This window comes from Niveispirillum sp. GW835-FHT14G11 (assembly GCF_058793615.1).
This window is the reverse complement of the sequence record NZ_JBXAFZ010000010.1, coordinates 244188-260413: the sequence shown is the minus strand read 5'-3', so window position 1 is coordinate 260413 and position 16226 is coordinate 244188. Positions and strand designations below refer to the sequence as shown.

Genomic DNA, 16226 nt, shown 5'->3' with positions numbered 1-16226 from the left:
CTGCCTGGTTCTACATCCCGCGTTCGATGCGCTGCACATAGGATTGGATCAGCTGGCGGATCAGGGTGGGGGCGGCGCGCAGCAATTCCTCGAACCGCTGGCGGGGGATCACCTCGCACACGGTCAGTTCCACCGCGGTGACGCTGGCGGCGCGGTTGGCATCGCGCAGCAGGGCCATCTCTCCGAACACGGCCCCCGGCCCCGCCCGTCCCAGCACCAGCACCTGGTCATCGGCCGCCTCTTTCCAGATCTCCACCAGCCCGGACTGGATCAGATAGGCGCCGTGCGCCTCGTCCCCGCGACGGAAGATGACGCGGCCGGGGGCGAACGTGTCGCGGCGCAGCAGCTTGTGCGTGCGTTCCGACACGATGGGATCATCGATGAAGATGGGATCGCCCTGGTCGGTGGGAATGCCATTGATGGCGCGCAGGGTGCGCACCAGCGAATGCAGGACGAAGCGCACCAGCGGCGGGCTGGCCCGCAATTGCTTCACGAACAGCTCGCGCGAGATGACGACCAGCCGCGTCGGTTCCACTGTGGCGATGCAGGCCGAGCGCGGGGCATTGTCGATCAGCCCCATCTCGCCCGCGATTTCCCCCGGCCCCAGCATGGCGAGCCGGTGCTTGGTGCCATTGACGGCCCGGAAAACCTCCACCCGGCCGGCGATGATCAGGAACGCATCCCCGCCACTATCGCCTTCCTTGATGAGCAGCCGGCCGGGCGCGACATTGATCTCTTCCAATTCCGGTTTCCTGATCGGTGACGGGCGGGGCACAGTCTGCCCCCGGAAAATTGATTAATCATTTACGGGTCACACATGTGTGACTGCAAGCACGGTCTGGCGTGATTTCAGGTGGCGGATGGGTGTGGACTGTTGTGCTTTTCCAATCCTTGACTGAAAGTGCCGGAAAGACGGGTCGGGGCACGGTCCGGCGCGATCAGGGCGGGGACATGAGCGACGACGGCTTCTTTGTGCGTTTCTGGGGCGTGCGCGGCAGCATCGCCACCACGGGGGCCGACACGCTGCGCTATGGCGGCAACACCACCTGCCTGGAGATGCGCTGCGGCCCGCACCTGCTGATCTTCGATGCCGGCACGGGCATCCGCCTGCTGGGCACCGCGCTGGAGGCGGCGGGCGAACCGGTGACGGCCGACCTGTTCTTCACCCACACCCATATCGATCATGTCGTGGGTTTCCCGTTTTTCGGCCCTTTCCATGACCGGCGCAGCCGCATCAGCCTGTGGGAGGGGCATCTGGGCCCCGACCTGACGCTGGGCGGGGTGCTGGGCGGCCTGATGGCGGCCCCCCTGTTCCCTGTGCCGCTGCGCGGGCTGGAACGCTGCATGGATTACCGCAAGTTCACGGCCGGCCAAGTGCTGGAACCGCGCCCCGGCCTGATCGTCCGCACCTGCGCGCTGAACCATCCCAACGGCGCCACCGGCTACCGCGTCGATTACCGGGGCCGGTCCATCTGCCTGATCACCGATACCGAGCATCCGGCCCAGGGCCGGGATGAGACCATCGCCGATCTGGTGCGTGGGGCCGATGTGATGATCTATGACGCCACCTACAGCGATGACGACTATGCCGACCATGTCGGCTGGGGCCATTCCACCTGGCAGGAGGCGCTGCGCCTGGCCGCCCATGCGGGGGTCCGCTATCCCGTGATCTTCCACCATGCGCCCGAACGCACCGATATCCTGCTGGACCGGATCGGCGAGGAGGCGCGCGCCCTGCACCAAGGCGCCCTGGTGGCGCGGGAGGGGCAGGTCATCACACCGGATGGCGAACGGATGATGTGATCGAAGCATCGGCGGCACGCGGAAGGCGAGCAACCACCAAAGGGTGTGTATATCACCACCTTCAGTCGTATTTCTATTTGGCCGCTTCTATGGTTAATGTCGTTGTCACGGGTGTGTTAACGCATAAACGACTGGCCTTCCCCGCCCCCTCCGGCTTACATCTTTAGACAAGGCGTCAGGGAAGGCCTGGGGGAAGATGCGTCGCTGCTTGGCATTTCTGGGGGTGGCTGCCGTCCTGGCGCCGGCCGGCGCCGTTGCGCAGACCGCACCCGGCCGCCTGCCTGGCAGCGTGGAGCCCGGCCGGCCCACCGTGCCGGCCCCGCTGGAAGAGTTGCGCAAGGCGCCCAAGGCGCAGCTGCAATTCTCCATCCCCGCCCAGCGCAAGGGGGCACCGGCCGCCGGTGCCGCCGACCTGCGCTTCACCTTGACCCGTGTCGCGGTGCAGGGGGCGGCGGTCATCGATCCGGAAACAGAATTCGCCGCCGATATCGCCGCACTGATCGCCAAGCCGGTGACCCTGGCTGACATATCGGCGCTGGCCGACCGTATCCAGGCCCGCTATCTGACGTTGGGATATGGCCTGACCCGCGTATTCGTGCCGGCGCAGGAAATCCGTGACCAGACCATCACCATCCGCGTCATCGAAGGTCATCTGGAGCGCGCCCGCGTGGAAGGCGGGGGCCTGCGGGCACGGGCACGGGTGGAGGCGCGGCTGGCCGACGCCCTGGCCGCGCGGCCGGCGCGGGTGGACTTGATCGAGCGCGGCCTGCTGCTGGTCGATGATCTGCCGGGCGTCACGGTGACCGGGCTGATCCGGCCCGGTGACAGTTTCGGGGCGGCGGAACTGCTGGTCGGCTATACCGAGACGCCCTATGCCATGGTGGCCGGGATCGGCAACCGGGGATCGGACTTTGCCGGGCCATGGTCGGCCTTTGTCGATCTGGCGGCCAATTCCGCCCTGGGGATGGGGGAGCAGCTGGGCGTCACCCTGTCCGCCACCCCGCAGATCAAGGAACAGCGGTCGGCCAATGGCCGCTGGGTGCAGCCGCTGGAAGGCTCCGGCCTGTCGCTGACCAGCAATGTCAATTACAGCCGGGGGCGGCCCGGCGCGTCGCTGAAGCCCTTTGCGGTGGCCACCGAATCCTATGGCATGGGCCAGCGCCTGTCCGTGGCCGTGATCCGCTCGCGCGCCCGCAATTTGACACTGGAGGCGGGGTGGAACGCCCAGGCCGCGACTGTCGCGCTGCTGAACCTGCCCTTCAGCCGTGACCGGTGGCGCAGCCTGGATGCCCGCGCCACCTATAGCCAGCTGCGTTTCCTGGGTGGCGACCTGTATGCCCAGGTCGGCGTGACCCAGGGGCTGAACGTCGCCGGAGCGACGGGGCGCGGCGATGTCCGTGCCTCGCGCCTGCGGCCGGAGCCCTGGTATTCCAAGTTCAATGCGGAACTGGCCTATGGCTATCGCCTGCCTGCCGATATCGGCGCCACCCTGACGGTCGCCGGGCAATACACGCCCGACACGCTGCTGGCCGGCGAAGAGTTCGCGCTGGGCGGCAGCCGGTTCGGCCGCGGTTATAATGGCGGTGACCTGTCGGGCCCCAATGGCGTGGGCGGCGGGCTGGAACTGCGGCGCAGCTTCAATCCGGGGATCGAGCGGGTGGATGGGCTGACCCTGTACGGGTTCCTGGATACAGGCCGGGTCTGGGACAGCGTGGCGGCCAGCACGCATCTGGTCTCGGCCGGCGGTGGGGTGCGGCTGGGCCTGTTCGGCAAGGCCAGCCTGTCGGCGGAGCTGGCCCGCACCTTGCGTTCCCTGCCCCTGCCGGGGGCGGAGGGGCGGCGCACGCGCCTGTTCATCGACCTCACGGTTCAGATCTGACGGGGATGGCAATGACGGCGGTGCGGCGGCAGGCAGGACGGGACAGGCGATGGGGGCGGGGGTTCCGCGCCCTGACGCTGGCGTCCGTCTTCACTCTGCCGGCAGCGGCGCAATCCCCCCAGGGCGGCACCGTGGTCGTGGGCGGGGCCACCATTACCGCTGGCCAGGGCGGCCAGACCCTGATCAACCAGACCAGCGACCGCGCCCTGATCGACTGGCGCAGCTTCGATATCGGCCAGGACGCGTCGGTGCGGGTCACCCAGCCGGGGGCGGGGTCGCTGCTGGTCAATCGCGTGACCGGTAACGGGTCCGGCACGCGCATCGACGGGTCGTTGAGCGCCAATGGCCAGGTGGTGGTCATCGACAAGGCCGGCATCATCATCGGGCGCGGGGCGCGGGTGGATGCCGGATCCTTCCTGGCCACCACCGCCGATATCGACAATGCGGATGTTGCCGCCGGGCGCCTGATCTTCGGCAAGGCGGGGCTGGCCGGGGCTTCGGTGGTCAATGAGGGCACGATCCGCGTGGCCGAGGGCGGCTATGCCGTGCTGGCGGGTGCGGAGGTGCGCAATGGTGGCCTGGTGGAGGCCCGCCTGGGCCGTGTCGTGCTGGCGGGTGCGGAGCGGTTCACGCTGGATCTGGCTGGCGACGGGTTGCTGCGGTTCGAACTGCCGGGGGATGTCGCGGGCCGGGTGGTCAATGACGGCACCCTGACGGGGGCCCAGGTGCTGATGACGGCGCGGGCAGCGCGTGACGGCATGGCCGGGGTGGTCAATGCCGGGGGTCTGGTGGAAGCCACCACAGCGCGGGAGGTGGATGGCCGCATCATCATCGGTGGCGAGGGGACGGAGACAGAGATTACCGGCACCGTGCGGGCCGCGGGCGGGTCCGTCGATATTCTTGGCGACAAGGTGGTGCTGACCGGGGCGACCATCGATGCCGCCGGTGCCGTCGATGGCGGCAGCGTGCGGATCGGCGGGGATTTTCAGGGCGGTGGCGACCTGCATCGCGCCCAGACCACCCGCATCGATGCCGACAGCCGGATCAGCGCCGATGGCGCCACCGGGGCCGGCGGGCGGGTCATCGTCTGGGCCGACGGGCGCACCGATTATGCCGGGGCGATCAGTGCGCGGGGTGCCAGCGATGGCGGCTTTGCCGAAGTGTCGGGCAAGGGCAGCCTGCGCTTTGCCGGCACGGCCGATCTGGCCGGCGGGGCGGGGGGCAAGGCGGGGGAATTGCTGCTGGACCCGACCAATATCACCATCGGGACGGTGGCGGATATTGATGGGGCGGGCGCACAGGATGATGACATCCCGGCCAATGGCACCATCGGGTCCGGCGATCATGGCAGCGTCACCAGCCTGATCACGGCATCGGCCATCAATGCGCTGTTGAACAATGGCACCAGCGTATCCCTGGCGGCCAGCAACGACATCAATGTCAACAATTCGATTGCCAAGAATTCGGGCAACAACAATGCCACCCTGAAGCTGGATGCCGGCCGGGACCTGACCTTCGCGTCGGGCGTGGGTGTGACGTCCAGCAGCGGCGCGCTGTCCATGGATTTCGATGCCGGCCGGTCATTCCAGGCGACCAGCGGCAGTTTCACCAGCAATGGCGGCAGCATCGATATCCGCGCCACCGGCACCGGTGCCGCCACCGGTATCAACCTGTCCGGCGCCAGTTTCACTACCGGTTCCGGCAGCCTGACCTTGGTGGGCACGGGATCGGCGACGGGCGTGTATCTGGGCGGTGGGTCCAGCCTGTCGGCCGGCAATGGCGGCATAGCCGTGACCGGTACGGGTGCAGTGGGCGTGGATTTCGCCTATGGCACCGCATCCGCCACGGGCAATGGCACGGTTACGGTCAGCGGCACCTCCAACGGCACCGGTGCCGGTTCCATCGGCATCCGGCTGGACGGGACCAGCGGCGGCGGCATCAGCGCATCCTCAGGCGCGGTCACCCTGACCGGTACCGGCGCCAGTGGCACCGGCACGGCCAATCATGGCGTGCTGGTCATGGGCGGGTTCGGGGTTACGTCGGGTTCCGGTACGCTGACCGTGACAGCCACGGGCGGGACCGGCAGCAACGACCTGCTGTTCAGCGGCAGCGGCAATTTCGGCGGAAGCAGCAGCAGCCAGAGCGGCAACATCGAGGTGCGTGCCGACAGCATGTATCTGACCGGTGCCAGCATCCGGTCGTCGGGAACCGTTCGATTGCGCACCCGTACCGCCAGCCGCGATCTGATTATCGGCGGGACGGATGACAGTCTGGGCCTGGCCCTGTCCGGCACCGAACTGGCCACGGTGACGGCGGGTACGCTGGCGCTTGGCCATTCGGAACATACCGGCAGCATCAGCGTGGACGCCAATCCCGGCACCAGTGGCATCGGCGCCCTGGAGATCAGTGGCGCCGCCCTGGTGGCGAATGCCAGCAACGGCCTGCCCGGCCTCGCCCAGACCTTCCTTAATGCCGGCCGGAACGTGACACTGGTCAGTGACGGCGCCATGACCGTCTCCAACAATATCAACAAGAGCGGCAGCACCGCCGCCACCTTGACCCTGCGGGCCGGCGGCAACCTGACCATTGACCCCGGCGTGGATTTCGTGGGCAGCAACGGGTTGTTCAACCTGGACTTCACCGCCGGCTATACGACCACGGGCACCCTGAACGGCAGCGGCAACAGCGCCTGGACCAGCAATGGCGGCACCGTTGCGCTGGCCGGCCGGACGGGCGTGACCCTGTCCGGCATGAATGTCACATCCGGGGCCGGCACCATCGTGCTGGCCGGCGGCGACATCACCTTGACCGGTACCAGCATCACCAGCACGGGACGCGTCGTGCTTCGCCCCTTTGCGTCCGGCGGCCAGATGAATATCGGCTCCACGGATTCCGGTGGTGGTGTGACGCACGTGTCCCAAGGGGAGATAAATCAGGTCAGTGCGGGCGTACTGCGCCTGGGCCTTGCGGACGACGGTACTGCCAGTTATGGCGGCAATATGGTGATCAGCAGCGCGCTGAGCCATGCCAGCGATACGGTCGAACTGGCCAGCGGCGGGTCGGTGACGCAGACGGCGGATATCAATGTCGCCAATCTGGCCCTGCTGGGCACGGGCGGCAGCTTCACTCTGACCCGCACCGGCAACGATGTCACGACGCTGGCCGCTAATACCGGGTCGGTGGATTTCCGCAGCAACCTGTCCCTGATCGTCGGCACGGTGGCAGGCACCACGGGCCTGACCTTCACGGGAAATGCCCGTCTCTATGCTGCCGACGCCCTGATCAGCCTGAACCAGGCCGTCAATTATGCCGGGTCGGGCACGGGGACGCTGACAGTGTCCAGCGATATCGACGTGGCGGTCGGGGCCAATATCGGCGTGACCGGAACCGGCAAGCTGAACATCGTGCTGGCCGCCGACGGGAACCAGGCGGGGACAGCGGGCAAGGTGTCCATCAATGGAGCGGTGCTGCAGACCAATGGCGGCGATATCTATGTCGGCAGTATCGGCGAGGATGAGGTCAACCTCGGCACCATCAATTCCACCGGCATCGCCTTCTGCGCGATAGGTGTCACGACCGGCTGTCTTGAGGGTGCCGTCGGCAAGGCCGATACCGGCATCGGCGTGAATGTCACATCCAGCACGCTGAATGCCGGAAGCGGTGGCGATATCAGGATCGTTGGCCAGGGTGCCGCCAGCGGCACCAACAGCACCACGGGTATCGGCATCAGTATCTCCGGCGGAAGCACTCTCTCTGTCGCGGGCAACGGGTCCATCACCCTGAACGGCACGGGCGGGGCCGGCAATGATACCGGCATCGGCATCAATGTCTCTAGTGGCAACCTGACCGCAACCGGTGCCGGGACCATCACACTGAACGGTACGGGCGGGACCGGTAACGATCTGACCATCGGTGTCGCCATCGGTGCCCACAGCGTCATGAGCACGGCCACCGGCGCGCTTGCCCTCAACGGCACGCAAGCCGCGACCGGCACGAACAAATACGGCATCCTGCTGCGCGCCGATCCCGGCAGCAGCGATGCCACGCGCAGCGCCATCTATTCCACGGGCGGCGGCTCCGTCTCGCTGACGGCTGTGGGGGCCGGCGCGCGGCTGGTGGCCAACCGTGACAGCGGGGCGGAGTTCAGCCGCGCGTTCATCGGCTGGAACGGGACCACTGCCGGCGGCGGCACCGTCACGCTGACGGCCGACGATATGGGCTTGTCCAACGGGTCGGGTGGTACCGCACTGTCTATCGGTGGTTCCGGCAATCTGGTTCTGCAGTCCTATAGCGCCAATGCCAGCATTGGCCTGGGTACCGGATCCGGTGATCTGGGGTTGGGCCAGGGGGAACTGGATAGTTTCCGCGACGGGTTCAGCAGCATCACCATCGGCCGGTCGGATGGCACGGGCGCTATCAGCGTCGCCGGCGCCACCTTCAAGGACAATGTCACGATCCAGGGTGGCACCGGCGCCATCACCATCGCCGGTGCGCTTTCCACGACCGATACCAATGCTGGCGCCGTGTCTGTGGAAACCAGGGGGCTGCTGACCGTCAGTGCGGCCATCAGCACGCAGAACCAGGATATCACGCTGGCCGCCGACCGGCTGAACCTGACCGGCAGCCTGGATGCGGGCACGGCCATTGCCACCTTGACCACGGCCACGGCGGCGCGTGCCATCGATTTGGGGTCGGCCACCGATGCGGCCACGGCGCTGGAGATTTCCAGCGCAGAGCTGAACCTTGTGAAGGCGGGGATCATCCGGGTCGGGTCGAGCAGTGCCGGCGCCATCAGCGTGACCCAGGCCATCGCTCCCTCCCAATCCAGCACCCTGCATCTGCGCAGCGGGGCCGGCATCACCCAGACCGGGGCGATCACCGTCGCCAATCTGGCGGTGACGGCCACGGGGGCGGTGGCCCTGGCGTCGGCCAACAATGCGGTCACCAGCTTTGCCGCCAGCGCCAGCAACAGCAATGTCGCGTTGCGTGACGATACCGGCTTTGCTGTCGCCACCGTGGACAGCGTGGCCGGCGTGTCGCTGGGTACCGGCAATCTGGCGCTGACCAGCACGGGGACGGTCACGCAGACCGCCGCCATCACCGCCGCCGGTCTGGCCCTGACCGGGACGGGGGGGGCCTATGTGCTGGCCCATGCGTCGAATGCCGTTTCCACTGTTGCCGCCAATACCGGCGCCGTCGATCTCGGCCTGTCGGGGGCGGGCAGCGTCGGCACGGTCGGGTCGGTCACGGGCATCACCACCAGCGGCACCACGGCGCTGACCACGGGTGGCAATCTGACCATCGCGTCGGGGGCCACGGTATCGGCCGGTGGCACGGACGATGCCCTGGTCCTGGCCGCCAATGGCAATTTCATCAATAATGGCGGGTCAGGCGCCCTGACTGTGGCCGGTGGCGGGCGGTTTCTGGTGTTTTCCAACGCGCCATCGACCAGCAGCACGGGTGGGGTTTCCGCCTTGCCGCTCTATAACCGCGCCTTCACCTTCAGTGGTCGTACCTATTCAACGGTGTCCAATACCGGCAACCGCTTCGTCTATAGCTACGCGCCCACCCTGACCGTGACGCCGGACAGTGTCAGTCGCACCTATACCGGGTCCACGATCACCGGTCTGGAGTATTCGATCACCGGACTGGTCACGGGGGACAGCCTGTCGGATGCCGTCAGCGGCACGGGCACCATCACCGGGGCCGGGCGCAATGTCGGTGCCTATACCCTGACGGCGGGGGCGGGGACGCTGGCGTCGGATCTGGGATATGGGTTCAGCTATGGCACCGGCACGCTGACGGTGACCAAGAAGGCACTGACCTATGCCGTGGCCAATGGCAGCACGACCTATGGCACGCTGGCCGGTGACGGGGCGGTGACATGGACGGGGCTGGTCGATGGTGACGATCTGGCCGGCACCGTCACCACCTATCGCGGGACCACGGCCGAAACGCTGGCGGTGCGCACCGATGTCGGCAGCCTGACGCAGAAGGTCACCGGCCTGACCGGCACCGATGCCGGCAATTATGAGATCGCGGCGACGGGCAATACCGACGGTACCCTGACCATCGCGCAGAAGGCCCTGACCTATAGCGTGGCGGCGGTGGACAGCATCTATGGCACGCTGGCGACGCTGGCCAGTGCCGTGCTGACCGGTGTGGTGTCGGGCGATGATGTGACGGCCAGTGTCGCCCTGTCGGGCGGGACGCTGGCGGCCAAGCTGGCCGCCGGCACCTATGATCAGACGGTGACGCTGGGCGGGGCCGATCTGGGCAATTACAGCTATGCCAGCGGCCATTCGGTGGGCCAGCTGACGGTGGCGCGCAAGCAGATCACCTATACGATTTCTGATGTCAGCTCCACCTATGGCACCCTGGCCGTGCTGGGCAATCCGGTCCTGACGGGGGTGGAGACGGGGGACACTGTCACGGCCGACGTGCTGCTGGGCAGCGGCACCCTGACCAACCGGCTGTCGGCGGGAACCCATAATCTGGTGCTGAGCAGTCTGGCGGGCACATCGTCGGCCAATTACGTGCTGGCCGGCAGCGGCAACCGCAACGGCACATTGACCATCGCGCAGAAGGCCCTGACGGCCAGCATCGCCAGCGTCAGCGGCACCTATGGCCAGGGGATCACCCCCGGTGCGGTCAGCCTGACCGGATTGGTGACGGGCGACAGCGTCACCGGCGATCTGGTGGTGGAGGCGGGGGGGAGCAGTGTCACTGTCGGGCCGACGCTGGCGGCGGGGTCCTATACGCAGCGGGTGACCGGTCTGTCCGGGGCCGATGCGGCCAACTATGTGCTGCAGGGCGGGCCGTTCACATCCAGCCTGACGGTGACGCCGGCCGCGCTGACCGTGACGGCGGCCAGTCTGTCCAAGATCTATGGCACGGATGATCCGACCCTGACCTATAGCGTGACCGGTCTGGTCAATGGCGACAGTTTGTCGGGGGCGTTGACCCGTGTCGCGGGCCGCAATGTCGGTACCTATGCCATCAATCAGGGCAGCCTGTCGGCCAGCAGCAATTACACGCTGAGCTTCCAGGCTGGCACCCTGACCATCAATCCGGCGGCCTTGACCATCACCGCCGCCTCCGTGGCCAAGGTCTATGGCAATGATGATCCGGCCCTGACCTATGGCGTGACGGGGCTGGTGGCCGGTGACAGCCTGTCAGGCAGCCTGACCCGTGCCACCGGCCGCGATGCCGGGACCTATGCGATCAGCCAGGGCAGCCTGGCGGCGGGGTCGAACTATGTTGTGACGTTCCAGGGGGGGACCCTGACCATCACTCCGGCCCCGCTGACCATCAGCGCGGCGTCGGTGACCAAGGTCTATGGCGCGGATGATCCGGCATTGACCTATGGCGTCACGGGGCTGGCGGCCGGTGACACAATGTCGGGCAGCCTGACCCGCGCGCCCGGCCGCGATGTCGGCACCTATGCCATCAGCCAGGGCAGCCTGTCGGCGGGGCCGAACTATGATGTGACGTTCCAGGGCGGGTCCCTGACCGTGACACCGGCGGCGTTGACCATCACCGCCGGGTCGGCAACCAAGGTCTATGGCACGGATGATCCGGCCTTTTCCTACAGCGTTGCCGGGCTGCTGGCGGGGGACAGCCTGTCAGGGGCGCTGGAGCGGGCGGGGGGCCGCGATGTCGGCACCTATGCCATCAGTCAGGGCAGCCTGACGGCGGGGGCCAACTATAATGTCAGCTTCCAGGGCGGGTCGCTGACCATTACGCCGGCCGCCCTGACCATCACCGCCGCGTCGGTGACCAAGATCTATGGCGATGCCGATCCCAGCCTGGGGTACAGCGTTTCCGGCCTGGTGGCGGGTGACAGTCTGGGCGGCGAACTGGCCCGCACCCAGGGGGAGAATGTCGGGACCTATGCCATTACCCAGGGCAGCCTGGATGCCGGGGCGAATTATACGGTCAGGTTCCAGGGCGGGGCGCTGACCATCAATCCGGCGGCGCTGAGTGTGACGGCCGATGCCATCACCAGCCTCTATATGGATCGTGATCCGGAACTCACCTATCAGGTGTCCGGGCTGAAGCGCGGGGATGACGCGGGTGCGGTCCTGTCCGGCACATTGGTCCGTGCCGCCGGTACCGATGTCGGCACCTATGCCATTACCCAGGGCGGGCTGGTGGCCAATGCCAATTACCGGCTGAATTTCACCGGCGCGGAATTCACCATCCTGCCGGCCAACCTGACCCTGTCGGTGGTGGCCGCCAACCTGACCAAGATCTATGGCGACGCCGACCCCAACCTCAGCTTCACCGCCACCGGCCTGCGCGGGCGCGACACGCTGGAAGCGGTGTTGACCGGCAGCCTGTCGCGGGTGGCCGGCGAAGATGTGGGGACCTATGCCATCAATCAGGGCAGCCTTGCCAGCACCAGTGCCAATTACATCATAGCGTTCACGCCCGGCACCCTGACCATCAATCCCGCCAACCTGTCGGTGGCGGCGATGATGGTGACGCGGACCTATGGCGATGGCGACCCCACCTTGACCTACAGCGTCAGCGGGTTGAAGCGCGGGGATACGGCCGGTTCGGTACTGTCGGGCGGGCTGGCGCGGGCGGGCGGTGAGGATGCGGGAACCTATGCTATCGGCCTGGGCAGCCTGGCGCTGAACAGTGCTAACTACACAATGTCCTTCACGGGTGGGCAGCTGACCATCAATCCGGCCCTGTTGTCGGTGACGGCCAATGCGGTCAGCCGGCTGTATGGCGCCGCCGATCCGGCCCTGACCTATGCGGTGGCGGGGCTGAAGCGCGGGGACAGTGCCGGCACCGTGCTGTCGGGCGCGCTGGTGCGCGATGGGGGCGGCAATGCCGGACGCTATGCCATCCGTCAGGGCACACTGGCGGCCAATGGCAATTACCAGATCAGCTTCCAGGGCGCGGACCTGACCATCAATCCCGCGCCGCTGTCGGTGCTGGTGGACAGCGTGACACGGGCCTATGGCGCCGCCAACCCGGTATTTACGGCGCAGTTCCAGGGCCTGGTCAATGGCGATACGGGCGACAGCCTGACGGGCCTGCGCTTCCAGACCCTGGCCGATGCGACCGCTGCCGCCGGTCCCTATGCCATCAATGCCGACGGGATCACCAACGGCAATTACCAGATCACCTATGTCGCCGGGCAACTGACCGTGACCGGTGGTGGCGTCCTGCCGCCCGCCGTGGCCGAAGCGGCGCCGGTGACCACCATCACCCAGCCGGCGCGGGCCCCGGTGGTGCCCACCGTGACGGTGGCCGCCCCCGTGGTGGCGGCCCCCACCGCACCCCCGCCGGCACCGGCCAGCAGCACGCCGGCCCCCACCGTCGATGGCGCGTCGGCGGCCCTGGCGGCGGTAAACCAGAATGTGCAGTCGGCCAGCGGGTCGGCCGCCGATGATGACAGCGCGGCGGAGGAGATGATCCCCGGCCTGCTGTCGCAGCAGCGGCGCCTGCCCGGCGAGGCGCCGGAGGGCACGCCCGGCCTGGAACAGCAATTCCCCAACCTGGGAAGGGTGTGGTGATGGCGCGGCCGCTCGCCCCCCTGTTCCTGGCCTTGCTGCTGCTGGGTTGTGTCGCCGAGGGGATGGCGGCGCCTGCGAAACCGGCTGCCCCCGCCGCCGGCCCGACCGCCATGGGCCGCAACATCATCGGTGAGGAATGCCGCGCCGTGCCGTTGGAGAGTGCCGAGGGCAAGGCCTATGCCCTGTTCTGCGGCAGCTGGGAACAGCCCAGCGGCGGGCTTTCCGTCACCGACCTCTATGATCCGCTGCCCAAGGACAAGGCGGCGTCGGAACGGCAGATGCTGCTGGAGAATGGCCGCACCGCCTGGGCCGGGGCCTTGGCGCAGAAGGCCATCTGCCGGCCGCCGATCCATGAGACCAGCCCGTCCGGCCAGCCGGCACTGGTCAGCCAGTGCCAGCTGCGCGAGGGGGGCTGGCCCTATCTGGCCGTCACCCTGTTCGATGGGCAGCGCATGGTGCAGGCTGACGGCATCCCGGCCCTGGCCGACCTGCTGATGGATGCCAATCGCCGGTTGAAGGCGGAACCGGTCACGGGTGCGGCGGGGGCGAACGACTGGTCGATGGCGCTTCGCGCATCACTGGGCGATGGCGCGCTGTCCTTCGGGCGCGGCGACCTGAACGCGTTCGAGCGGACGTCGGAGGTGGGGCGCCTGTCCAATTCGGTGGAGGATTATGCCGGTGCGGAGTCAGCCTATCGCAAGGCGCTGGCCATCCAGACCAAGGCGCTGAGCGATGACAGTCCGGGTGCCGGCGACACGCTGATGGCGCTGGCGCTGGAGGTCTCCAACCAGGGGCGGGGGCCGGAGGCCGATGCCCTGTTCCGCCGCGCCGATGCCTTGCTGCAGAAAAGCTTCGACAAGGCGGCCCGCGCCCGGCTGGGCAGTTACATGGCCTTCCATGCCGCTAATGGCGGCGATGCGCGCCGGGCCCTGTCGCTGGGGCGCGAGAGCAGCGCCACCCGCCGCGCCATCGTCGATGATCTGGAGGAACAGGCCGGCGGCGGCGCCAACCGCGCGGTGCTGGGCAGTCTGGCGGCCGCGCGGGGCGACCTGATCCATTCCTTGCTGCTGGAGGCCACGGTTTCCCTGCGCCTGGAGCAGTATGGTCTGGCCGATGCCGCCGCGCAGGAGGCGGCGACCCTGTTCAGCCGCACGCGCGGCCTGCCGCCCTGGTGGCATGCGCGCATCCTAGGCATCCAGGGGCTGGCCAGGGCCGGCAAGGGTGACGCGGCCGGCGGGGCCGCCCTGATGTCCAAGGCGGTTTCGTCCAACAAGCAGCTGTTCGGGGCCGGCTGGCCGGTGGCATCCAGCATGCTGGAACTGGGCCGGGTCTATGCCCAGGCCGGCATGGATGATGAGGCGCTGGCCATCTATCGCGACGCGCTGACCATGCTGGCCGGGCTGGACACCGATCGGGGGCAATTGCCGCTGGACCGGCTGGCCCCGTTCCTGGATGTGCTGTATCGCCGGTCGCAGGCCGAGCCCGACCGGCGCGTGGATTATCATGCCGAGATGTTCGGGGCGGTGCAGGCGGTGCGCGAAGGGGTGGTGGGCCAGACCATCACCCGCGCTGCCGCCCGCTTCGCCAGCGCCGATGCGGGCGTGTCCGACCTGATCCGCCGGCAGCAGGATGCGGTGCGCAACCGTGATCGCCTGCGCATCGAGGCCGCAGCGGAAACCGCCAAGCCCGACGCACAGCGTGACCGGGCACGGGAGGCCGAACTGGCCAAGCAGCTGGAGACGGCGACAGTCGAGGCGCAGGGGCTGGAGCGGCAATTGCAGGCCGCCTTTCCCGATTATGCCCGCCTGACCAAGCCGGCGCCGGTGGAACCGGCGGCGCTGCGGGCCCGACTGCGCGACGGGCAGGCGCTGGTGCAGTTCGCCTTTGCCTCCGCCGGCTCCTATGGGTTCATCCTGACGAAATCTGGCATCACTGCGTATTCGGTCACGATCGGGCGGGCGGCGTTGCAGGATCAGGTTGCGGAACTACGGCGGTCGATCACCCCGCGCGCCGGATTGCTGCCGCCCTTCGACCTGGACCTGTCGCATGATCTTTATGTCCGGCTGTTCGGCGGGGCCGGCGATGCGCTGGTCGGCGTAAAGCATCTGGTGCTGGTGCCGTCGGCAGCGCTGGCCAGCCTGCCGCCGGCTTTGCTGGTGCGGGCGAAGCCGCAGGCGGGGGACTATGCCGGTGCGGCGTGGCTGGTGCGGGACATGGCCTTGTCGGTGGTGCCATCGGTGCCGGCCTTCCTGGCCTTGTCGGGGGCCGCCACACGGGCACCGGCGGCCAAACCCTTCATCGGCTTCGCCGCCCCGCCCTTCCAGGGCAAGGATGCGGGCGGGCTGACGGCGTTGGCAGACGATTGCCGCACCGATGCCGCCCTGGACCCTGCCCTGCTGCGGGCCCTGGCGCCCTTGCCGGAGACGGCGGGGGAGATCGGGGAGATCGGGCGGCGGCTGGGCGCCACCCCGGCCGATCTGATGACGGGGCCGGCGGTGACCAAGGCGGCGGTACGCGCGGCGGGGTTGGACCAGTATCGCATCGTCTATTTCGCCACGCATGGCCTGCTGCCGGGTGAGCTGCGCTGCCAGTCGCAGCCGGGGCTGGCCCTGGCCCCCCCCGACACGCCGCCGGCCAGTGCGGCCGATGACGGGTTGCTGACCGCATCCGACATCGCGCTGCTGCGCCTGAATGCCGATCTGGTGGTGCTGTCGGCCTGCAACACGGCGGGCGGCGACGCCAAGCTGGGGGGTGAGGCGCTGTCCGGGCTGGCGGAAAGCTTCTTCTTTGCCGGGGCGCGCGGTCTGCTGGTCAGCCATTGGCAGGTGCCCTCGGCCCCCACCGTGCGGCTGATGACCGGGCTGTTCGCGCAAGATCCCGGCCTGGACAAGGCGGCCGCCCTGGCGGCGGCACAGCGATCATTGGCGTCGTCGCCGGCGACGGCGCATCCTTTCAACTGGGCGGCCTTCACCCTGGTCGGTGCGGCCGCCAACCCTGGCAATGGAGCCTGA

Annotated in this window: 5 protein-coding genes; 4 read left to right on the top strand and 1 reads right to left on the bottom strand. The window is 68.1% G+C overall.

Translation table 11 applies throughout. From position 1 onward, the window contains the following. Nucleotides 1-10: 10 nt before the first annotated feature. Complete coding sequence (locus AC1Q7F_RS19585) at nt 11-742, bottom strand: cyclic nucleotide-binding domain-containing protein (RefSeq protein WP_492509942.1); 732 nt, start codon at nt 740-742, stop codon at nt 11-13. 209 nt (nt 743-951) lie between these two features. Between AC1Q7F_RS19585 and AC1Q7F_RS19580 the strand changes: the two genes are divergently transcribed. From AC1Q7F_RS19580 to AC1Q7F_RS19565, 4 genes are all read left to right on the top strand, one after another. After that, nucleotides 952-1803, top strand: coding sequence for an MBL fold metallo-hydrolase (locus AC1Q7F_RS19580; protein ID WP_492509940.1), 852 nt, complete (start codon nt 952-954; stop codon nt 1801-1803). 196 nt (nt 1804-1999) lie between these two features. Continuing rightward, nucleotides 2000-3682: a ShlB/FhaC/HecB family hemolysin secretion/activation protein gene (locus tag AC1Q7F_RS19575; protein WP_492509938.1), complete on the top strand. Its 1683-nt coding sequence runs from the start codon at nt 2000-2002 to the stop codon at nt 3680-3682. 11 nt (nt 3683-3693) lie between these two features. Then, a complete protein-coding gene (locus AC1Q7F_RS19570) occupies nt 3694-13215 on the top strand; it encodes an MBG domain-containing protein (protein ID WP_492509936.1) in 9522 nt (3173 codons plus the stop codon). Continuing rightward, complete coding sequence (locus AC1Q7F_RS19565; RefSeq protein WP_492509934.1) at nt 13215-16226, top strand: CHAT domain-containing protein; 3012 nt, start codon at nt 13215-13217, stop codon at nt 16224-16226. The genes AC1Q7F_RS19570 and AC1Q7F_RS19565 overlap by 1 nt, the downstream gene beginning before the upstream one ends.

Coding starts and splice junctions, on each gene's coding strand:
- AC1Q7F_RS19575 (WP_492509938.1), top strand. CDS start 2,000: ATGCGTCGCTGCTTGGCATTTCTGGGGGTGGCTGCCGTCCTGGCGCCG.
- AC1Q7F_RS19565 (WP_492509934.1), top strand. CDS start 13,215: ATGGCGCGGCCGCTCGCCCCCCTGTTCCTGGCCTTGCTGCTGCTGGGT.
- AC1Q7F_RS19570 (WP_492509936.1), top strand. CDS start 3,694: ATGACGGCGGTGCGGCGGCAGGCAGGACGGGACAGGCGATGGGGGCGG.
- AC1Q7F_RS19580 (WP_492509940.1), top strand. CDS start 952: ATGAGCGACGACGGCTTCTTTGTGCGTTTCTGGGGCGTGCGCGGCAGC.